Annotated in this window: 23 protein-coding genes and 1 other RNA gene; 12 read left to right on the plus strand and 12 right to left on the minus strand. The window is 43.6% G+C overall.

Annotation, left to right across the window (positions count from 1 at the left end; genetic code table 11):
• Nucleotides 1-13: 13 nt before the first annotated feature.
• A complete protein-coding gene (locus tag MKZ16_RS11335; protein ID WP_036689267.1) occupies nucleotides 14-184 on the minus strand; it encodes a hypothetical protein in 171 nt (56 codons plus the stop codon).
• Between the two features lie 6 nt (nucleotides 185-190).
• On the minus strand, nucleotides 191-424 hold the full coding sequence (locus tag MKZ16_RS11340; RefSeq protein WP_036689271.1) for a hypothetical protein: 234 nt from the start codon (nucleotides 422-424) through the stop codon (nucleotides 191-193).
• A gap of 173 nt (nucleotides 425-597) precedes the next feature.
• Between MKZ16_RS11340 and MKZ16_RS11345 the strand changes: the two genes are divergently transcribed.
• Nucleotides 598-795, plus strand: a complete 198-nt coding sequence (locus MKZ16_RS11345) for a cold shock domain-containing protein (protein WP_036689272.1) — start codon at nucleotides 598-600, stop codon at nucleotides 793-795.
• 214 nt (nucleotides 796-1,009) lie between these two features.
• Here the strand turns inward: MKZ16_RS11345 and MKZ16_RS11350 are convergent, their stop codons facing one another.
• Entirely contained in the window at nucleotides 1,010-2,260 is a 1,251-nt protein-coding gene (locus tag MKZ16_RS11350; protein WP_076107451.1) for an MFS transporter, read from the minus strand.
• A gap of 193 nt (nucleotides 2,261-2,453) precedes the next feature.
• Here MKZ16_RS11350 and MKZ16_RS11355 point away from each other — a divergent pair, with 193 nt between their 5' ends.
• Nucleotides 2,454-3,536, plus strand: a complete 1,083-nt coding sequence (locus MKZ16_RS11355) for a tetraprenyl-beta-curcumene synthase family protein (RefSeq protein ID WP_036689648.1) — start codon at nucleotides 2,454-2,456, stop codon at nucleotides 3,534-3,536.
• A 66-nt stretch (nucleotides 3,537-3,602) separates the two neighbouring features.
• Nucleotides 3,603-4,574: a 6-phosphofructokinase gene (gene pfkA / locus MKZ16_RS11360; RefSeq protein WP_036689277.1), complete on the plus strand. Its 972-nt coding sequence runs from the start codon at nucleotides 3,603-3,605 to the stop codon at nucleotides 4,572-4,574.
• Between the two features lie 71 nt (nucleotides 4,575-4,645).
• On the opposite strand, the gene MKZ16_RS11365 is transcribed toward pfkA, so the two are convergent.
• The 4 genes from MKZ16_RS11365 to MKZ16_RS11380 form a co-directional block, all read right to left on the minus strand.
• Nucleotides 4,646-6,019 carry an MATE family efflux transporter gene (locus tag MKZ16_RS11365; RefSeq protein ID WP_036689279.1) on the minus strand — a complete coding sequence of 458 codons (1,374 nt, stop codon included), beginning with the start codon at nucleotides 6,017-6,019 and terminating at the stop codon, nucleotides 4,646-4,648.
• Nucleotides 6,020-6,154: 135 nt separating this feature from the next.
• A complete protein-coding gene (locus tag MKZ16_RS11370; protein ID WP_076098402.1) occupies nucleotides 6,155-7,366 on the minus strand; it encodes a putative glycoside hydrolase in 1,212 nt (403 codons plus the stop codon).
• Nucleotides 7,367-7,597: 231 nt separating this feature from the next.
• A complete protein-coding gene (locus MKZ16_RS11375; RefSeq protein ID WP_036689649.1) occupies nucleotides 7,598-7,786 on the minus strand; it encodes a hypothetical protein in 189 nt (62 codons plus the stop codon).
• A 180-nt stretch (nucleotides 7,787-7,966) separates the two neighbouring features.
• Nucleotides 7,967-8,800, minus strand: a complete 834-nt coding sequence (locus tag MKZ16_RS11380) for a YitT family protein (protein ID WP_036689285.1) — start codon at nucleotides 8,798-8,800, stop codon at nucleotides 7,967-7,969.
• Between the two features lie 335 nt (nucleotides 8,801-9,135).
• On the opposite strand from MKZ16_RS11380, the gene MKZ16_RS11385 reads away from it, so the two are divergent.
• Nucleotides 9,136-10,788 (plus strand): DEAD/DEAH box helicase, encoded by a 1,653-nt coding sequence (locus MKZ16_RS11385; protein WP_036689288.1) that lies wholly within the window; start codon nucleotides 9,136-9,138, stop codon nucleotides 10,786-10,788.
• A gap of 127 nt (nucleotides 10,789-10,915) precedes the next feature.
• On the opposite strand, the gene MKZ16_RS11390 is transcribed toward MKZ16_RS11385, so the two are convergent.
• On the minus strand, nucleotides 10,916-11,014 hold the full coding sequence (locus MKZ16_RS11390; RefSeq protein ID WP_036689290.1) for a hypothetical protein: 99 nt from the start codon (nucleotides 11,012-11,014) through the stop codon (nucleotides 10,916-10,918).
• Nucleotides 11,015-11,200: 186 nt separating this feature from the next.
• On the opposite strand from MKZ16_RS11390, the gene MKZ16_RS11395 reads away from it, so the two are divergent.
• The 3 genes from MKZ16_RS11395 to MKZ16_RS11405 all read left to right on the plus strand — a co-directional run bounded on the left by MKZ16_RS11395 (nucleotide 11,201) and on the right by MKZ16_RS11405 (nucleotide 12,881).
• Nucleotides 11,201-12,037: a DUF624 domain-containing protein gene (locus MKZ16_RS11395; protein WP_036689293.1), complete on the plus strand. Its 837-nt coding sequence runs from the start codon at nucleotides 11,201-11,203 to the stop codon at nucleotides 12,035-12,037.
• 103 nt (nucleotides 12,038-12,140) lie between these two features.
• Nucleotides 12,141-12,332, plus strand: a non-coding RNA gene (gene ssrS, locus MKZ16_RS11400) — 6S RNA.
• A gap of 159 nt (nucleotides 12,333-12,491) precedes the next feature.
• Nucleotides 12,492-12,881 (plus strand): DUF1499 domain-containing protein, encoded by a 390-nt coding sequence (locus MKZ16_RS11405; protein ID WP_036689295.1) that lies wholly within the window; start codon nucleotides 12,492-12,494, stop codon nucleotides 12,879-12,881.
• Between the two features lie 189 nt (nucleotides 12,882-13,070).
• Here the strand turns inward: MKZ16_RS11405 and tpx are convergent, their stop codons facing one another.
• The gene (gene tpx / locus MKZ16_RS11410; protein WP_038569826.1) at nucleotides 13,071-13,589 is read right to left on the minus strand and encodes a thiol peroxidase; all 519 of its coding nucleotides are present in this window, start codon (nucleotides 13,587-13,589) and stop codon (nucleotides 13,071-13,073) included.
• A 117-nt stretch (nucleotides 13,590-13,706) separates the two neighbouring features.
• Here tpx and MKZ16_RS11415 point away from each other — a divergent pair, with 117 nt between their 5' ends.
• Together MKZ16_RS11415 and MKZ16_RS11420 are read left to right on the plus strand one after the other, a co-directional pair.
• Entirely contained in the window at nucleotides 13,707-14,342 is a 636-nt protein-coding gene (locus MKZ16_RS11415; protein WP_038574339.1) for a rhomboid family intramembrane serine protease, read from the plus strand.
• Nucleotides 14,343-14,346: 4 nt separating this feature from the next.
• The gene (locus MKZ16_RS11420; protein WP_036689300.1) at nucleotides 14,347-15,261 is read left to right on the plus strand and encodes a LysR family transcriptional regulator; all 915 of its coding nucleotides are present in this window, start codon (nucleotides 14,347-14,349) and stop codon (nucleotides 15,259-15,261) included.
• Nucleotides 15,262-15,297: 36 nt separating this feature from the next.
• On the opposite strand, the gene MKZ16_RS11425 is transcribed toward MKZ16_RS11420, so the two are convergent.
• Both MKZ16_RS11425 and MKZ16_RS11430 read right to left on the minus strand, forming a co-directional pair.
• A complete protein-coding gene (locus MKZ16_RS11425) occupies nucleotides 15,298-15,969 on the minus strand; it encodes a zinc metallopeptidase (RefSeq protein WP_036689302.1) in 672 nt (223 codons plus the stop codon).
• 35 nt (nucleotides 15,970-16,004) lie between these two features.
• On the minus strand, nucleotides 16,005-16,436 hold the full coding sequence (locus MKZ16_RS11430) for a MerR family transcriptional regulator (protein ID WP_036689305.1): 432 nt from the start codon (nucleotides 16,434-16,436) through the stop codon (nucleotides 16,005-16,007).
• A gap of 546 nt (nucleotides 16,437-16,982) precedes the next feature.
• Here MKZ16_RS11430 and MKZ16_RS11435 point away from each other — a divergent pair.
• From MKZ16_RS11435 to MKZ16_RS11445, 3 genes are read left to right on the plus strand one after another with little or no spacing between them, the layout of a single operon-like run.
• Nucleotides 16,983-18,377 carry an ammonium transporter gene (locus tag MKZ16_RS11435; protein WP_036689307.1) on the plus strand — a complete coding sequence of 465 codons (1,395 nt, stop codon included), beginning with the start codon at nucleotides 16,983-16,985 and terminating at the stop codon, nucleotides 18,375-18,377.
• Between the two features lie 39 nt (nucleotides 18,378-18,416).
• On the plus strand, nucleotides 18,417-19,490 hold the full coding sequence (locus MKZ16_RS11440; RefSeq protein WP_076107547.1) for a DUF294 nucleotidyltransferase-like domain-containing protein: 1,074 nt from the start codon (nucleotides 18,417-18,419) through the stop codon (nucleotides 19,488-19,490).
• Nucleotides 19,487-20,236: an exonuclease domain-containing protein gene (locus MKZ16_RS11445; RefSeq protein ID WP_038569828.1), complete on the plus strand. Its 750-nt coding sequence runs from the start codon at nucleotides 19,487-19,489 to the stop codon at nucleotides 20,234-20,236. Before MKZ16_RS11440 ends, MKZ16_RS11445 begins: the two co-directional genes overlap by 4 nt.
• On the opposite strand, the gene MKZ16_RS11450 is transcribed toward MKZ16_RS11445, so the two are convergent.
• Nucleotides 20,218-20,694: a M67 family metallopeptidase gene (locus tag MKZ16_RS11450; RefSeq protein ID WP_051491608.1), complete on the minus strand. Its 477-nt coding sequence runs from the start codon at nucleotides 20,692-20,694 to the stop codon at nucleotides 20,218-20,220. The genes MKZ16_RS11445 and MKZ16_RS11450 overlap by 19 nt on opposite strands.
• Between the last annotated feature and the right edge of the window lie 87 nt (nucleotides 20,695-20,781).

Genomic DNA, 20,781 nt, shown 5'->3' on the forward strand with positions numbered 1-20,781 from the left:
CTTTATATGGTAGTTATGCCAACAAGCTATAAATAACAAAGATGAAAGCAAACAGAATCATTACGACCGCAGCCATGGCCATGCCCCGCTTTAATTTCGGCGGGACACGATCCTTGGTCATAATTAATACTGCGCCTAGACAGAGGACTAGGACAACATAAATCGTGAGATTTTCGTTATTCATTTCCTGTTATACCTGTTTGAAAGCTGCAATGATGTTTTTGTACTCTTCTTCATTGTCTTTATAAGATTCTTTGTTGAAGCGGTTATTCACCCATTGCATCATCGCTGGACGACTCAGGAAGGTATGTGTTTCTTCTCCCCATTGATCGGAAATTTCGCGGAGTACAATGTAGCGGCCTTGAACTTCTACCGTCATCATATTCCATTTGTCTGTTTTGTATATTTCATGTTTTTTGATCATTATCATTACCACCCTGGCGATTTTTGGCTTTTGGCTCAATGATAACGCACTGGAGAAGGGAAAAGCAAATTAAATCATATATTAAGGGTTGGGTTTGATTGATTTGAACAGAAGATTGCAGTATACTATAGTTATACGCCATATATGGCGGTTATTTTTAGGAGGTTGTTCAATTGAAAGGTACAGTAAAATGGTTTAACGCAGAAAAAGGTTATGGTTTTCTTCAAGTAGAAGGCGGCGAAGATGTATTCGTACACTTCTCAGCAATTCAAGGTGAAGGATTCAAGACTTTGGACGAAGGTCAAGAAGTAGAATTCGACATCACTGATGGTAGTCGTGGACCGCAAGCTGAAAACGTAGTAAAATTATAAGAAACAGCAGGACAGTTAAGCTGTCTGCTACAAATATATAATTTACTTGGCAAGCCCTTGCAAGAGTGGTTACCAACTTACAGAACACAGTTCTTTCGGGAACTGTGTTTTTTTACGCCCACTATAGAAGTTATCCAAAATGAAAAAGGTCGTTACACTCCAGTGAAGGGGAGTGCAACGACCTTTTTGTATTATGAAATAATACCAACCCTAATTATAGGGAGGCTTTTTTGTTCTTTTTTCTGAAATAATTGATCGGATCCAGGTTGGATTTCAATAAATGCTGTCCCAGAAACCCTGCAAAAGCGAGTAAGCTGAAACCCGTAGCCACTATATAAAAAATATAACGCCCCGCCTCTTGATAAATAATGCCGCCAAAGGTACCGCTAAGCAGCCCAGACGCACTTGACCAAACGACGGTGAAAATGGCAAGACCTGTTGCCCGAAGGCGATCCGGAATAATCCGGGTGATATAACGGACAGATGTTACATAAAAAACACCAAATGATATACTGTGCATGGCTTGAATGGCAATCATTGAGCCTGGATGATCCGCTAGGGACATCAAAAGAAAACGCAGAGCATACATCAGACTCCCCAAGGCCAGCAAGGGCAATTCTTTGAATTTGTCGCCGTATCTGCTGAGGATAAATAATACAGGGATCTCACTAAGAGCTGACGCGAGCAGTGCCCAGCCAATGATTTCCTCACCAGCGCCTAGTTGTTTTAGACTGATCGTCAGAAAGGCTTCGTTCATTCTATGGCCTAACGCGAGTACAAACACACACCCGAAGAACCACAGCACCTCTTTTTGCAACAATATATCTTTAAGTCCATTTTTGCTATTATCAGCTTCAGCTGTGTCCTTATCTTGATTCGTTGTTTCTATAACAGCAGGTCTTTTAACATCCTTAAGTCCTAGGGTAATTAAAAGTGCAGCAATAATGATGATGATACATAGGGTCAAGCTCCAAGTAGAGCCCAATGCTCTTAATGCATAGCCAACGGTTAGAGCAAAGAAAGAATAGCCTAAGGAGCCAAAAACGCGAATGGTAATGAAGTTCCGTCCGTGTCTTTCGGCAACTTTGATAGCCATTGTATCGGCAAGCGGAAAAACTGGGTAATAGAAGAAGTAGAAGAAGGACAAAATAAGCATGACAGATGAAAATTCCGTCGCTCTGGCTAATAGAAGACCAGTTACTAATTGACCCGCAAGTAATATGAACATGATCTTTCGAATGGTGCCTAACTTATCGCTTATCATACTCCAGAATAGATTGGATAGGATGGAGATAAGGGGGCCGAGGGAATACAAGTAGCCTATCTGAGAACTGCTAAACCCTAAATGTGTGTAGAATAAAGGAAAGTAGGATACTACAAGGACGCTGGTACCATATATGGTAAAGAGAAAGGAACGCAGCCAGTTTTGATCGCTGTAAAGGCTGCCGGTCCGTTTTGAAAACATGGATTGCACTCCTCCGAAATTGAAATATGCCTAGTATAGCATAAAGCAATGGGGAGATGTTTTTAAAAACTGCTGTATTTCTGAATCTTTCATGATTTTACGAAAGTGATTTTGTTGTTTGTACAAATACGCCTGATCATATTATAATAAGTGGTGATTTGGATAAGGAGACAACAATGTGGAGGCACTGTCATTGAGTGAATTAGAGCAAGGCCGTTACCTTAGCCCGCGTGGTCCACTGGGACTTATGAACAGGGTCTATAAGTACGTGCTGCCGGAAGTGAGAGAATGTCTCCATTTCTGGCGCCAAGATGCGAACGGGATTCCCGATCCCGAGCTCCGGAAGCAAGCACTTGCCAGCATTGAAACTAAAGAGTTTCATTGCATAGGCGGTGGTATTTATGCCGCCGGCAATTTATCGATGAAACATATACTGATTCCGCTAATTGTTGCTTATCAAACTATCAGTGATTATCTGGACAACTTATGTGATCGCAGTACTTCGCTTGATCCTGCAGATTTCAGGCTGCTGCATCAATCTATGCTGGATGCTATTGATCCAAATGCTGAGCCAGGTAATTATTATGCGCTTCGAAGTGAACAGAATGACGGCGGATATTTGTACAGGCTGGTTCGCAAATGCCAAGAGATGATTTCTTTGTTGCCAGGTTATTCCGCTGCTGCAGCGGAGATTCGAGAACTGGCTGTGCTCTATACAGATTTACAAGTGTATAAGCACATCCGCCCGGAACTCAGGGAAACAGCCCTGAAGGAGTGGTGGGAGGAACAGGGCAGTCGAGCACCACATCTGCAATGGAATGAATTTTCGGCTGCAACGGGATCAACGCTAGGTGTATTTATGTTATTTCTATCCGCATGTGATCCGAAGCTGAACCAAGCTTCTGCGGCTTCGATTCGAGCCGCGTATTTTCCGCATGTATGTGGTCTGCACATTATGCTGGATTATCTGATTGATCAGGAAGAGGACCGAGCAGGCGGTGATCTTAATTTCTGCAATTATTATGATGACACGGATACCATGCTGAGTCGGATCGCTGCAATGGTTGAGTGGGCCCGTAAGGATGTTCGTAATCTTCCAGAGTCTTCGATGCATCGTATGGTGATTGAGGGATTGCTGGCACTTTATTTATCTGATCCGAAAGTTAGCGAACAGCGGGAAGTTCGCTCTGTATCTAAAAGCCTGATGAAAGGCAGTCCGCTTACAAGACTGTTCTTCTTCGCTAACAGCCGTTGGATACGCAAACGCTTTTTGTAACCATGTCGCGAAGTTATTTTTATAAGAAGTATCAGGCTTCGCACAATTTTAAGGAGGAACAACAGAATGTCTAAAATTCAAAAAATCGCAGTATTGACTAGTGGTGGAGATTCACAGGGAATGAACGCCGCTGTTCGTGCGGTTGTAAGAAGCGCACTTTATTTCGGTATTGAGGTATTTGGGGTGCAACGTGGTTATCAAGGTCTGCTGAATCGCGATATCTTCCCAATGGATCTTCGCAGTGTAGGAGATATTATTCAACGTGGCGGTACTGTTCTGCAGTCTGCAAGATGTCTGGAGTTCACGAAACCGGAAGGACAGCAAAAAGGCGCGGATATCCTTAATGAACTGGGTATCGATGGTCTAGTAGTTATCGGTGGAGATGGTTCCTATAAAGGAGCTAACAAATTAAGTAAACTCGGTATCAAGACTATGGCTTTGCCAGGTACGATTGATAACGATATCTCCTTCACAGACTACACTATCGGGTTTGATACAGCGGTTGGCGTTGTTGTAGACGCTATTAACAAGTTGCGTGACACTATGTCCTCCCATGAACGTTCTTCGATTGTAGAGGTTATGGGACGCCACTGTGGCGATATCGCGCTGCATGCTGGACTGGCTTCCGGAGCAGAAACAATTCTTGTGCCGGAAATGCCGTATGATTTGAATGAAGTTGCTGACCGGATGCGCGATAATTTTATCAGAGGTAAACGTCACAGTATCGTAATTGTTGCCGAAGGCGTTGGCAAAGGTGAAGATGTGGCTCAAGCTCTGAAAGACCGTCATGCTTCTCTGGATGCACGTGTTACTGTACTCGGACATATCCAACGTGGTGGAACACCAACTCCTGGAGACCGGAATTTGGCTAGCCGTCTTGGCGATTTTGCCGTACGTAAGCTAATCGAAGGTGAATCCGACAAGGCTTGTGGTATCATCAAAGGTGAATTAACCCTTACGGATATTGATCTCGTTGTAAATACGAAAAAGGGCTTTGACCTGGAGCTGTATGAGCTGGCTTCCCGTCTTTCCCAATAATTAGCGACCCTATATATAAAAAGGAACAGCTGCGAGATTCGCACTGTTCCTTTTTTGTGTAATATGGATCGTTAACTCTGTGGTTGTTCCTGTGTGTATTGTGCGGCATAACGCCGTTGAACTTTGATAAGCCGAGACAATAGCAGGGTCGCACCGATGGCAAGACCGGTGATAAGACCAATCCAGTAGCCGAATGCTCCTAGATCTGTGTAAGTTGCAAGTACATAACCTGTAGGTAAGCCAATTACCCAATAGGCAATAAAACAAATGATAAAGGCTGGGTTAACATCCTTATATCCGCGAAGCGCACCTTGAGTAGGTGTAGCAATCGCATCTGAGATTTGAAAAAAGATTGCATAGATCAGGAAATGCTGAATTAACGAGATGACATCGGGTTCATCTGAATATAGACCAGCTACATGATTTCCGGCAAACAAGAGTAATAAAGCTGTGGCCAGCGAAAGGATTGCCGCCAGTCCGATACCCATTATTGCATATTGGCGTGCATCTTTTTGTCTGCCAGACCCCGTCTCGAAGCCGACGAGGATGGTAAGGCTGATGCAAATACTGAGCGGAATCATATAAAGTGTTGTTGCAAAATTGATTGCTGCCTGATGCGCGGCAATTGTTACGGTATCAAATCGGCTCATTAACAAGGTTACAGCGGAAAAGACAGCTGTTTCGAAAAAAATCGAGAAACCGATGGGTACTCCGATTTTGAGCAAATCTTTAATGCTGTTTAACGATATAAAATAGAACTTACGGAATAATCTGAGATTTACAAAGGCCTGAGAACGATATATGAACAGTAGAGCAACGGCAAATATAACCCAATAGGTAATAGCTGAAGCGACCCCAGCACCAACGCCCCCGAGACGAGGGAATCCGAAGTTCCCGAAGATGAGCAAATAGTTCAAACCTACATTTACAGGCAAAGCTATTAGTGTAATACACATTGATACGCGTGTTTGCCCTAAAGCGTCTATACAGCTACGAAGTACCGTATATCCAAACAGGGGGATAATTCCGAACGAAATAGCACTGAGAAAGCGGAAAGCAACATCTCTTACACCAGACTCCAAGTTCATAAAATTAAGAATAGGTGACAAGGCAAAGCTGCCAATTAGCAAGACGATGATCGAAACAATCAGTGACAGCCAAATACCTTGTGTGACTTGAAAGGCAACATCCTTATCCTTTTTGCTCCCGATGAGCTGTGAAACAATAGGTGTGATCCCCATAAGAATACCGCTGAGACCGGTTTGGATTGGAATCCAAAGACTAGTTCCTATCGCAACTCCTGCCAGATCGACGGTTCCGAATTTACCGGACATATTAGTATCAAAGAAGGTGATCGCGGATAAAGCAATTTGTGTAACAAGGATTGGGAATAAAATATGAAAAAATTGTCCTGCCTTTTGTTTTAAAGAGGTGGTCTGTATCATAATTATGTGCCTCATTCTTTATGGTTTTTCAAGGAATAGGTTAAATAGTTCAATAAGTTTCCGTTAAAAGACCCGGCAGACGCCGGGTCTTTAGCATACATATATCAGATCAGCTATAAATAATAAGGGCTGTATTCATTGTTTTTCGTAATCAACATCGGCAGTATAGCGATTGTTGGCGTTCCAGAGAAGGAACTCATCCACGTTCTCATCTTTTAAAGCGCGGATTTGATCTTCCACCTGTTTTTTACCATATTTCACATAATGACCACTTCCGAGCCAGCTTGCTGTAAAGTCTTGAATCCAAGGTCGAATAACGGGTTTATAGCTGCCCAGTGGATCAAGCTTCTTATGTGTATCAACCATGGAACCTTTGATTGTAGCGTAAGGATCTAAGTCGGGCTCTTTCACGCCAAACCAGCCGGTTGAATAGTGACTTGGATAAACCATTGGACTGATAACATCCACATTCTTGGATATTTTAACAAAGTCTTGGCCAATACCCTCAGCAGGGGCAGATGCGGCATATCCAAAAATATCTACGGACACACGGACACCAAGTGGAGCTAGCTCTGCTTTGGCATATTTAACAAAATTAGATACGATTTCTACGCGTGAGTCAGTGGTTTTAGTGTATTTAAGGGTATCAGCACGTTTTTCGAATCCTTCCGGAAAGCGAACATAGTCGAACTGAATTTCTTTGAAGCCGAGCTTAACAGCTTCCTTGGCGATATCCACATTGTATTTCCACACATCTTCATTATAAGGATTAACAAAGCTGTCGCCGCCCTTATTCTTCCATACAGTGCCGTCAGTATTAACAAAAGACATCTGCGGGTTCTTCTTGGCAAGAATAGAATCTTTAAAAACAACAATCCGGGCGATAGGATAAACATCATGTTTCTTCAAACGTTCCATTAACTTATTGATATCTCCAATAAAAGGCTGAGGGTTACCGAGCTTCTGGAGGTCGGCATTATCGGTCTTATACGTGATATAACCCGCATCGTCCTTAATGTCTATAACCATTGAGTTAAGTTCGGTTTGGTCAAGCAATGTAAGCAGCTTTTCCATTCGTTCCCCACCAGCACTGTAGGCGGTAACATAAATGCCTTTTACTTTGGGTGCGTCTGGTTGTGGATCGGTGTGTAACATACTTTCTGAGTTTGTTGCTTCAGGTGAAGCGCTTGGAGCTGGAGTTGCTACATTCGAATTGTTGTTTTGTTGTGCAATGATGGGGGGATTCATGGCGGACTTCAAAGCGATCGCCACTTCAGCGTCATGTTGGTTCTGTTGTACGCCTACGCTTCCCAAGGCCATCATCAGTAGAGCCCAGGTGATGTTCATTCGTTTTTCTCTCCCTTTATGTACTTTCCCCTAAATTATATAGGAACGGTTGCTCCCAAAAAGAACAGTGTTGTAACAATATTAGCTCAGATTGGGAATAAAAAACCGCCTTTGTTGTTTATAAACGAGATGTATGGATTCGAAACGGTATGAAAAAAGTAAATGCCGCCTTAAATCGGCAACAGGGCCGAACCCAAGGCGGCAACTATCAAGACTTCTCTTGCGGCTTGCTCATTGAAGATACGCAGAATTCTGATGTTCACAGATGCTGTAATGGATAATATCCATGGCATCTGCAGGTTCCAGAATACTTAGCCCGTCTCGCAGAACGATTACTGAATTTAATTCGTCCTGTTTGAGAAACGGCATCATATCAGGATACCACCTCATGACGATTGCTGACAGTTTTACCGTTTCCATTTCCACAAAAATCACCCTTTCCTTTTTCGATAGTTCTGAATAGATTCAGTGTTCATCGGAAAACGAAGTGCTTTGGAAAAAAGAGGGGTAAATCTCAATCTTTATGAAATTGTTAGGGTTCTGCGTGTGTATAATATATCATAATTCTGAGGTTGGTGCATTTTCCAATACTAGGAATTTTTATTTCCTCATTTTGTCTTTCCGGAAGGAACCCATAACACCCACTGTTTCAACAATATTTACAAAAGCTTGCGGATCTGTCGTGCGGATGATACGTTGCAGCTCTGCAAGTTCGTAGCGGGTTGTTACCGTCATTAGCATGTCCTTTTCAACGTGAGAATAAGCGCCTTCTGTTTTAATCTTTGTGACACCTCGTTGAAGGCCTATTAGATGTTGCAGTAATTCATCTGTACGGTTTGTTACAATATATACAGTCACCTTTAAGTGGCTGATATGAATCATATCCAACACTTTACCTGTTACATATATAGATACCATTGATGAAAGTGCTAAATTCCAGTTCTGGTCAAGATAAGCGGCCGCCAGGATAACAAGTCCATTTAAACTTACTACTACATTGCCGACCGGGAAATCTCGGTATTTAGTGATAATTGAACCCAAGATGTCAAAACCTCCGGAAGAACCTCCTGCACGGAAGGAGATACCACAGCCAATCCCAACGAGAACTCCGCCAAACACAGAGGACAGCAGCATATCTGTAGCCACCAGATGCTCGGGAATCACTGTTAAGAACCAGGTTGTAAACACAACGGACAACATGCTCATAATAATAAATCTCCGGCCTAACTGGAACCAGCCTGCAGCCAGCAGAGGAATATTAAAGAGCAAGTATAGGAGGCTTATGTTTAATGGAGTGAAATAACCCACTAACATGGAAAGCCCAGATACACCACCACTTAGTAAACGGTGTGGAATTAAAAATAGATTAAATCCACTGGCGATCAGTGCTGCCCCTAAAAAAACAACCAAACAATTCAAAATCTGTCTTAACAAGTAAATCCACCCTTATATATATATTTAAAAAAATAAAACATGAAAGCAATGAAAAGAAAGGAACCCACTGGTATTCTCACATGTGTTTGTGATATAATGTATAGGATATTCTTGAGTAGAACGTTACAATGGTATTTTTGCATTGCATCGGATGTAAAGCTACAGTTGCTCAGGTACAACAAGGTACCTGATGATTAGGGAGGCTTTTCGTCCCAAAAGCGCTATATCATGCAGAAAATAGAGCATGATTGGACAGCCTATAAATGTGTTTACCGCTACTTAAGAATACAGACAAGCATGTGGAATGTCCACTGTATAGAAGGAGCATGAATAATTTGAAAACATTCGCAGAATTTGGCTTGGAGCCAAAAGTGCTACAAGCAATCACAGAGTTAGGATTTGAGGAGGCAACACCGATACAGGAACAGTCGATCCCATTAGCATTGACTGGGTCGGATCTGATCGGTCAAGCTCAGACTGGTACAGGTAAGACTGCTGCTTTTGGTATCCCCCTCATTTCGAAGATTAACCGTGAAGACGAAAAAATCTTGGCCCTTATTATGGCACCAACACGTGAGTTGGCCATCCAAGTGTCAGAAGAAATTGGCAAACTAAGCCGTTTCAAAGGTCTTCGCTCGTTGGCGATTTATGGCGGACAGGATATTGGACGTCAAATCCGTGGATTGAAAAAGAAACCACAAATCATTATTGGTACACCTGGTCGTTTGCTCGATCACATCAACCGTAAAACGATCCGTTTGGATGATGTTCAAACCGTTGTATTGGATGAAGCAGATGAAATGCTGGATATGGGCTTTATGGAAGATATTCAGACTATCCTGAAGCTCGTTCCTGTAGAACGTCAAACCATGTTGTTCTCTGCTACAATGCCACCAAACATTCAACGCCTAGCTCAACAATTTCTTAACAACCCGCAACATGTCTCCGTTATTCCGAAACAAATCAGTGCCCCACTGATTGATCAAGCTTATGTGGAAGTGCCTGAGCGTCAAAAGTTTGAAGCTCTTAGTCGTTTGATTGATATGGAATCACCTGAATTAGCTATCGTATTCGGACGTACTAAGCGCCGGGTTGATGAGCTTGCTGAAGCTTTGCAAAAACGCGGATATTCTGCTGATGGATTGCATGGTGATTTGTCACAGAACCAACGTGATGCTGTAATGCGTAAATTCCGTGATGGCAGCATTGACGTGCTGGTAGCTACTGACGTAGCGGCACGTGGTCTGGACGTATCCGGCGTAACTCACGTAATTAACTTTGACTTGCCACAAGATCCTGAAAGCTATGTACACCGTATTGGTCGTACAGGACGCGCAGGTAAAGAAGGTACGGCTTGGTCATTCGTTACTCCACGCGAAATTGATCACCTGCATTTGATCGAACGTGTTACTCGTCACCGGATTACTCGTAAACCTTTGCCAACAATGGCTGAAGCTATTGAAGGTAAACAACGCGTTACTGCTGAGCGTTTGCTTGAAGTGGTAGAAAGCGGAGAGTTGAACGAGTACAAAGGAATTTCTATTCAATTGCTTGAGCAATATGATTCCGTACAATTGTTGTCCGCAGCTATGAAGCTTCTCACTGGCGACAAGAAGGATTCCGCAATTGAATTGACTCCTGAAGATCCGATTCGTGCTAAACGTCGTGGTGGCAAAAACGATATCCGCAGTGGCCGTAAACCTAATGGTGGTTATGGCGGAAACCGTGGTACTTCCGGTGGCAGCGGTAGCGGTGGCGGATACCGTGGTAACCGTGATAATAACGGTGGCGGTAGTCGTGGTGGCTATAGCAGCGGTGGCAGCAACTACGGTAGCGGCAGTGGCGGCTATGGCGGTGGCTATAAAGGCAACCGTGATGGCGCACCAGCTCGTGACGGTGGTGCAAACCGCAGCGCAGAGCGTAAACCATACACTCGTCCAAGCAGCACGAGCACTCGTCCTGCAAAACGTGAAGATTTCGATAATTAATACTTCGTCAAGATACCAAAGAAGACGAGATGCCGCATTGCGGTTCTCGTCTTCTTTTTGCTGAAATATAAGGATGTTTGGTGAATTGTTATGTCCTTAGTAGGGCGCGAATTTGTTTTGTGTGATATTAGTATCCGAATGTACGAGTGATGATAACGAGCAAGATAAACAATACGAGGATCGTGCCTGTAGAAGTCCAACCGCCGAAGCCAACAGGTGTAGACATGAGATAACCTCCTTTAGAATGTGGGGATTTTGGTATTTCTTATGGTTACAATCCTAATATATGGACTATAAAGGCTTTACGTATAGACGATAGTCTATAATTCAGAAAGTTGGGCTATGGAAATGAGGAGGTCAAATGAGGTATAGTTAAGATATGTAGTATGTAAGAGACAGAGGAGGAAGGGAATTGGAGTTTAAAGGAGCAATGGGCGGCTTATACCGCGTGACAGAATGGATTTCACGTATCGCAGGCAGTAATATCTTATGGGCACTATGTTCCGCCCCGTTTTTGTTTTTTGGTGTTTTAAAGATGATTATGTTAGGGACAGGCGCAGGTGGAGCGAACGAGCAAATTACATTGAACTGGGCAATGGGGATTTTAGCGCCCTTTACGGTGTTTCCAGCTTCAGCCGCTTTATTTACCGTAGTGCGTAAATGGGTAATGGGGAATACGGATGTAGGAACTTTTCGTACATTTTTTCAGGGGTATAAAGAGAACTATGTAAAAAGTATGCTCGGAGGAGTTATCTATACATTGATGTTCGTTGTTATGTACGTTGATGTAACAGTTTACATGACACAAATGCCTAACTTCAGAATTGTTGGTATTTTGATGTTGGTGCTGATGATACTTTTGTCGGTATCCATGTTTAACTTCTTTTCCATTGTGGTTCATTACCAAATGGGCTTCAAGCAAGTGATGACCAATTCTATATTGCTGACTATAGCACGCCCAATTCGTGTGTTCTCTACATTGATTGCAGCCGCAGTTCTTGTTTATATCGGTCTTAGATATCCGGCTCTTTATTTCATTTGTATTCCAACGTTGATTGCAATGGCGGCCTTCTTTAACTTCTACGCTACTTATAATAAGCTACAGCTGCAAGTAGAAAAGAAGAAGCTGAAAGAGCAGGAAGAAGCAGAAGCAGCAGCATTGAACAATCGGAATGAATATGACGACGATGACGACGATGATGATGACTACGAGGATGAAATTGATGAAAAGGACACCAAACGCATTTAACAAAAAACTGGATTAGCGTTGGATATTTCCAGGTAATTAATTCCTGTGTAAAAATAAAGCGCATACAGGTTTACTTTTTCGTTAAAACGCAATATAATAATAACAAATCCTGCGATGTACGTTACGGTTACTCGTTGTTTTGAACCAATGATAATGTCTTGGGAGATCTACACGAAGCGCAGCTGAACCGCCCTGTCTATATGACTTGGGGAATTCAAAAACGTTTTCTGCGATCACCCACCTGCTCTAGCAGGTTCAGAAGACACTGTAGCCGGACGGCATAAGCGGGTTTTCTCTTGTTTAAGCCAAGGCGCCCTGTTTCCCGTGAATAATGGGAGCGGGCGCTTTTTTGTATGTCTGGAATAAAGGGAAAGTGAGTTATACCCTTTTGTTCCTGAGACAAGAGTGTTACACTTAGAATAATGAACTTGGGATTTGTAGAGGGGGAAGAATTTTGTCGTTAAAAAGAACCTTGGTTGGCTTATTCCGCAGTCATGATGGAACAAGCGACCGCGCCAAAGATCCGACATTAAAAACGCGTTATTACAATCTAACTAAAGACAAAGCATGGGAAGAAGTTTCATCGACTTTAAAGAAAGTTCCTGGATTTAAGGTGCTTCACGAAGTGGAGTCTGTAGGTGAGATTACTCTTGAGAAGAGAACGGCATTTGGCCGTACGCTGGACATTACGGTATCGGTGCTTAATACGACGCCTGTTCGTTGTGGTGTAGATATGTATTCTGCATCTAGAGGTTCACTTGGTGATCTCGGGGCGAATTACCGTGTGATTCAACGCTTGTATGCATCTTTGGACAAAAAATTAGGAAAATACAAAGCAGACTGATTTTTAGAGGCCCGTCAAACCCTTCTTGCTTAGGGATAGTATGAATGCGTTTACGTAAACGGTGAGCTGCTCAGTGTGTTATCGATAAATCTTTCTATTACAAAAAAAGCGGGAGAAGGATGGACCTTCTGCCGCTTTTTTAACAGAGATTATTAAGTATTGTTGTAATAACCGCTACTGATTGGAGAATTAGAGCAGCTTCTTCACAGCAGCAATAGCATCTTCATAGTTAGGGTGCTCGGTCATTTCACTCAAATATTCAACATATACGATCTTGTCGTTCTTATCCAGAACAAAAATGGAGCGCATATCTAAGCGGAATTCTTTAATCAGCACACCATAGGCTTGTCCGAATGAGGTTGCTTTGTGATCGGATAGAGTAATAACTCGATCGATGCCGGCAGCACCGCACCAGCGAGCTTGGGCAAACGGCAGGTCCGTGCTTACAGTGAGAATTACCACATCGTCACCAAGCTCTGCGGCTTCACTGTTGAACCGGCGGGTCTGTGCGTCACATACCCCGGTATCAAGAGAAGGGACAACACTGATCAGCTTGATTTTACCGGCATAATCACTTAGAGACACGTCTTCCAGGAGATTTTTGCTCAGAACAAAATCGGGTGCAGGATCACCAGTTGTTAGCTTAGGTCCTACGAGAGTGATGGGGTTGCCTTTAAAAGTAGCTACGCCTGTTTTTTCTTGCGTCATATCCTTGTTTTCCTCCTCGAATTATAATATTGGATTCTTACTGCCACAATAAATTATAATCTTAATAGCAGGAAGATGTCCAACCGGACAAGATATATATGTAAAGGGATGGGTGTTATGATATTTATTCGGTACGAAAATTGGAAAAGTTATGTCCGGTATTATCCGGTAACCTGTCTGCTCATATTGGCCAATGTGATCATGTTTATCCTGATGGCAGTTAACGGAGGATCAACAAATATTCAAACGCTTGTTGATTTTGGTGCTATAGTTGATGTGAGTCCGTACAAAGAGGAACTGTGGCGCTATCTGGCCGCTATTTTTTTACATAATGGGTTTTCCCATCTGTTCTTTAATTGCTTCGCTCTCCTGGTGTTTGCACCGCCTCTGGAGCGATTGCTGGGCTGGTGGCGTTATGCGCTGCTCTATCTGGCGGGCGGATTTCTGGCAAATGTGCTTACAATTGCGATTAGTGCTCGCTCAGTAGTAGAGTTTGGTACGGTCTCGGTTGGTGCTTCTGGAGCAATCTACGCCATTTATGGTGCATTTTTATACATTGCAGTTATTCAACGGGCCATGATGGATGAGGGCTCGCGTAAAACTTTATATGGATTGTTAATAATCGGGATCATTATGTCGTTTGCTACACCAAATGTGAATTGGGTTGCGCATCTCGGAGGTTTGGTTTCTGGCTTTTTCGTATATGGGCTAATTATTCGTATATTCAAAAAAAGCCTAAGACAGGGGCGATGATGGAGTGGAGCTAAGACAGCTGCAATATTTTTTAAAGGTAGCTCAAAAAGAACACGTAACAAGAGCGGCAGAAGAGCTTCATGTAGCGCAGTCTGCGGTAAGCCGTCAGATTCATCAGCTGGAGCAAGAGCTTGGGGTTGATCTATTCATGCAAAAAGGGCGCAATCTGCAGCTTACGCCTGTTGGACAGCTCTTTTGCAAGAAGGTTGAGAGTATCCTTAAAGAGTTGGAGCATTCGGTAAATGAGGTGCATGAATTTCTGGATCCTGAGCGTGGAGAGATTCGGATCGGATTCCCGCATAGTCTTGGCACACATCTCATCCCGACTATCGTTGCAGATTTTCGTAAATATTATCCTCATGTCAAATTTCGTTTTAAACAAGGATCTTACCCTTCTTTGATAAAAGACGTATTGTCTGGAGAAGTGGATTTAACTTTCATTTCGCCTTTTCCGGAGAATGATGAGCATGTCTCGGGGGATATTGTAATGACTGAAGAGTTGTTTGCGATTCTTCCTCAGAATCACAGGTTGGCAGGAGAGTCTGAGATCCGGTTGGAACAGCTGCAAAAAGAGAAGTTTGTTCTATTCAGCCAAGGCTATTCGTTAAGACCTATCGTTTGGCAAGCTTGCTTGCAGGCGGGATTTCAACCGCAGATTGCATTTGAAGGCGGAGAGACCGATACCATTCGTGGTTTGGTGGCCGCAGGGATGGGTGTAAGCCTGCTTCCGGAGATGGCGTTCTATCAGACGAATCCTCTTCAACCAGCTCAGGTGAGGGTTGTGGAGCCTGCGGTGACGAGAACGGTTGGCTTGATCTACCGTACAGATAGTAAATTGCCGCTGGTGGCACGTTCCTTTCGGACTTTTTTAATCTCCTACTTTAAAGCTAGACAAAATAATACCCCGGTCGGCTCTTAGCCTTCCGGGGTTTTTGTTGTTTAGAGGTATGCGATATTAGTCGCGGTTGCCTAAAAAGACGGTGATTAAGCGAAGCAGTTCAAGCAAGGATACTAGAGCAGCGGCAACATAAGTTAATGCAGCGGCGTTGAGAACCTTTGCTACTCCGCGTTCTTCTTCGTTACGGATGAAACCTTGTTCTACCATGACCTGACGAGCCCGGTTACTGGCGTTGAATTCTACAGGCAGGGTTACGAGCTGGAATGCAACAGCAGCTGAGAAGAAAATGATACCCAAGCCTATAAGATTAAAGTAACCGAAGATGAAACCTGCCATCAGCATGAAAGGCGCGACACCTGATGCGAAATTAACTACCGGGAACATCCGGTGACGAAGTGTCAACATAGGGTAACTTACTTTATGCTGAATCGCGTGGCCTACTTCGTGACAAGCGACAGAGATTGCAGAGATGGAGCTTTCATAATACACAGGCTCTGATAAGCGTACAACCCTGTGGATGGGGTCATAATGGTCTGAAAGTGTGCCTCTTACAGGTTCAATCGGAACATCGTGTAAGCCATTGGCGTCGAGCATACGTCTAGCTGCTTCATATCCAGTCAGGCCGTTCGAATTAGCTACCTTCGACCATTTGCTGAAGGTTCCTTTAACTCTAAACTGTGCCCACAATGAGAAAAGAAAGGCAATAATTACTAACAGGTACATAAACATAGGTGCATTCCTCCACTGTATTGTAAATATGGTATTTACATTGGCGGTCCTTGCGTAAGCAATAGCCGGATCGCTTCCATGCAGGCTAATCCCTGAGGGAGCAGATTTGAAAGTACGCGACTGGCCTGTCCTGGCTTCAAACCACTTATAAGAGGTTCAAGGGCTTTTACTTCCCGTTCTAGCCGCTGCATTTGCTGCTCTAACTCGACTAATTTATCAGAGACGTCGGTTTCTGGTGTTGCCTCATTCCATTTGCCTAGCATAGATTTGATTTCTTCCAATGAATACTTGTCATGCTTTAATTGAGTAATACGTTCTAAAGCAGCCAAGGTTTCATGGCTGTATAGCCGATAATTTTTGGTGCTTCTAGATTCCGGGGAGATTAATCCCAGTTTCGTGTAATAATCAATAGTTCGTTCACTAATGTGAGCAGCCTTAGCTAATTCTCCAATTCGATACAAAATCATATCCCCATTTAATCTCGCCTCACTAATTGAATACGACTGCCGATAAGTGGCGGTCATCTTCTAAATTGATGGTTTCTTATGCTATCTGTAATGATAACAAACTGGAAACCATACAGTCAAACGTCATACTTTCATAAAGTATATGCAGTAAAGAAGGTAATTCATGAACGGTGATCTGTAGTTTCTATACAATACACTCAAACTCAAAGGGATATCAAATTTGAAGAATGATTGGGGATGAAAACTATAAGTTACCCCAATACATAACATTAAATGTTATGTATTTTGTGATTTTGGTAAAAGATGCGTTCAACAATTAGGTAATATAAATGAGATTGTACACGTAGTTATTTTAATGAAAATGCAGCTAGAATCAGGCCTTTAGGACCTCTAGTCCATTAGTACTGTGAAAATTTCGTGTGCTCAAATAAAATAAAATAAAAACATTCCCAAAATAGTCTTGTCAATTTACCTGACTTCTGATTATAATGACATTAAGAGTTTCACGCTTTGTTAGAAAATATAACATTGGGGAGTGGGGTAAAAATGAAAAAGAAATGGTTGATGATGTTACTGGCCATGATTACACTGATGATTTATCCGGTAAGTGCTTTTGCAGCGGACGGTCCGACGAACGTTGACTTACAAGTCGGATTGGACACAGCGTTTACCTTCCTGGCATTCATTTTAGTATTCTTTATGCAAGCAGGGTTTGCAATGCTCGAAGCGGGTTCGGTTCGGATGAAGAATGCAGGGCACGTAGCAGGTAAGACAGTACTTACCCTGGCTATCGCAAGTCTTTGCTTCTGGGCTATCGGCTTTGGACTTGGTTTCGGTAACGGCAATGGCTTCTTCGGTACTACAGGCTTCTTGTACGGAGGAGATTCAACCGCAGCTTCTTTTGAATCACTTGCATTTTCTGATGTTACTTTAAATGTTAAATTCTTATTCCAAATGGCCTTTGCAGCAGTTTCCTTGGCTATCGTATCTGGTGGTATGGCAGAACGTGCGAAGCTAAGTGTGTATATCATTTTCGGAATTTTGTTCTCCGTCGTAATTTATCCAGTTGTAGCTCACTGGGTATGGGGCGGTGGCTGGTTGGCTGAGCTGGGAATGCAAGATTATGCAGGTTCCACAGTTGTCCATCTTACAGGTGCAACGGCAGCAGTGGTAGCAACCATATTGCTTAAGCCTCGGCTTGGTAAGTTTAATAAAGAAGGAAAACCAGTGATTATTCCAGGTCATAACCAAGTATTTACTGTACTCGGTGTTATTATCCTCTGGTTTGGTTGGTTCGGATTCAATCCAGGTAGTGCTTTGTCCCCAATGGGCGGTTTCTTCGGTCACGTAGCCTTAACAACGAACATCGCAGCAGCAGCAGGTGGTTTGGCGGCATTGATTGCTTCTTGGTTGTACTTTGGTAAGTCTGATATTCCAGCAATGCTGAATGGTGTTCTGGCTGCATTGGTTGCAATCACAGGAGCGTGTGCTTTCGTTGATCCATGGGCAGCAATCATTATTGGTTTTGTAGCCGGTGCTTTTACATTCATGACTTCCCAATGGCTGGAACGTGCAGGGCTTGATGATCCAATCTATGCTTTCTCGGTGCATGGTATTGCGGGGATGTGGGGTGCAGTTTCAACGGGTCTGTTCGCTGTACCTGAGCTTATTACTAAAGGCGGCTTGGTAGGTGAAGCTGGGTTGTTCTACGGTGGCGGTTTCCATCAACTAGGGGTTCAAGTGCTGGGTGTGGTTGGAACATTTGTTTTCGTAGCCGTTCTTTCTTTCATCATCTTATATGTAATGAAGGTAACTATCGGACTTCGTGTTACAGAAGAAGAAGAATTGATGGGTCTGGATATCAGTGAGCATGGTACTTACGGATACCCTGAACAAATGAAATTGATCGCAGATTCGGAATCCAAAACCCTTAAACAATAATATTTCACCTCGGACAGGGAGGCGGACCGTGTGGCATCGATGGAGTTAACAGATGAGTATAATGAAGAAAGCTTTAGGACCATCGTATTGGCCGGTTCGTCAGAGGAGCTTAGGGAGAGGCGTGTTGCCTGTCAAAAAGTACTTCTCGAACAGTTGAATGTTATTCCTATAGAGGAATGGATGTTCCGTGTGAATACTATGCATGATCTTATTGCCCAAACCGCAGTACTCATATGTGAGGCGCAGATGAAAGAGGCGGGCTATGGCCCGCCTCCCTGTGCTTATTCCTTTATTGTGTTTGGCAGCAGTGGGAGACAGGAGGCAACGCTTTGGAGCGATCAGGATAATGGCCTGATAGTCGAAGGAGAGCCTGATGGGGAAAAAAATCGCTATTTCGAATTTTTCGGAACTTTGTTATCCGATATGCTTGAAGAAGTAGGGTATGAGAAATGTGCGGGGAAGGTGATGTGCTCCCAAGTTATGTGGCGTAAGACATTATCTGAATGGATAGAGCAGCTTGATAGCTGGAGAAATCAGTTGGAATGGGAGCCGATCCGGTATCTTATTATCTCTTCTGATATGCGTCATGTGGCAGGAAGCGTGGAGTTATCAGCGAAGTGGCAAGAAGCTTTCTATGAAGGCTTTGCGGACAATGAGCAGCTGTCTAATGCTGTTCTTCGCAATACAGTACGCCATAAAGCGACTTTGAATTTACTGGGACAGGTGTTAACAGAGCGGTTTGGTGATTATGCAGGCGGATTTGATGTTAAGTATGGGGTCTATATTCCGTTAGTGAACATTGTTAGACGGTTGTCCTTACTACATGGCATTAGAGCTGGCTCGACATTAGAGCGGATTGAAGCGCTTGATAGGCTTGGGAAATATCAACATTTAGAGGATATTCGCAGAGCTTTCTTATTAGCAATGCGGTTGCGAGTGAACACGCCATATAGTGTTCAGGATGGATTGTTAATCAGCAGTGATTATGTAGCTGAGAGTGAATTGAAGAATAAGCAGCTGCTGTCTGAGCTGCGTGAAAGCCTGCTGCTTGTCAGACGCCTTCACCGGGCGCTGCAGCGTCAGCTCCGCTCAGCGGAAAGGTGGCGGTCATGAGGGAGCCGAACAAAAGCGGAGGATTCTGGAGTAATCTAAGACAAGGTGGAATGCCCTCGGCTATCGCTTCGATGAGAGGTGGGGAAACTGCGCAACAGACTGCGCAGCAAATGGCCTTTATTCGATCTTTGATGCGAGAGAAGCGGCGTCCTGAGGTGCTGCATACCCCATTGTCTGAACTAGAGACAGTGATCTTTGATTTAGAGACGACAGGCTTTTCCCATCAGCATGGGGATGAGATTATGTCTTTTGGAGCCGTCAAGGTTGTTGGAGAGCAGATTAAAGAAGAAGAATGCTTTTATACACTGGTGAACTGTCAGACGGCTATTCCGGAGGATATTACAAGGCTGACTGGGATTACGGAAGAAATGACACAATCCGCTCCCTCCTTAATGGATGGTCTTCATAATTTTATGTCCTTTGTAGGTCAGAATGTGCTGGTGGCACATGCAAGCTCACATGATAAGGCTTTTCTTAATGCTGCTTTATGGAAAACCTCTAAAGTTCAGCTTACACACCGTGTGCTGGACACGATGATGTTAGCGCGTTGGCTTGAGCCACAACGAAGTAATTATTCGCTGGATGAGCTGCTATATGTGCACGAAATTCCGATTCATGGCCGTCATCATGCCTTGGAAGACGCAAAGATGACAGCGCAGCTGTGGGTGATCTACCTTCGGGAAATTTCGGAGCGCGGCCAAGTGGATACCTTGGGAGATCTCTATGCTTATTTAAGTAGAACGTGAAGCGGGGCTTGGGATAAACCGCGGGACAAATTACCGTGGTCATCAGGCAAACGCTCAATATAAAATCCGTTCAGAATTGGATTGCCGCTGTCTTTGGTGTTGGGAGAACCTATAAGATAGAGGGCAAACTCAGGTCCTAGTGCTGTTAATCCTTTATAATCGGCAACTGAAGGGATAGGTGCTGAATGTGGGTGGGAATGAAATAGACCGATGATTGTCGGTTCGTTGTAAAGAACATTAATCCACTCTTCGGGGTGGGGAGTGAAGGTGTGCAGCGGGTCTGGCGCTACGTTGCGCAAGGGTACGTAAGTATCAATGAGCATGCCACCCGCTGCGGCAGCACCCAGCAGGACTCCGCATGCTTCATGCGGATAACAGGACAGCAGGTGCTTCCCCAGTGCTTGCTGTACGGAATATTTCAGTCTTATTGGCTGGACATTTCCCTGGAATGCTGCCATTTGTTCACCCCTCTCTCTTCTTTAGGGTTTCGTCGCAGACGAAACCCTCTTTTTTATTATAAAAGTATATATTATTGTGTAAAATAT

The sequence above is a fragment of the Paenibacillus sp. FSL R5-0928 genome, assembly GCF_037970385.1.
GTDB lineage: Bacteria > Bacillota > Bacilli > Paenibacillales > Paenibacillaceae > Paenibacillus_AQ > Paenibacillus_AQ odorifer.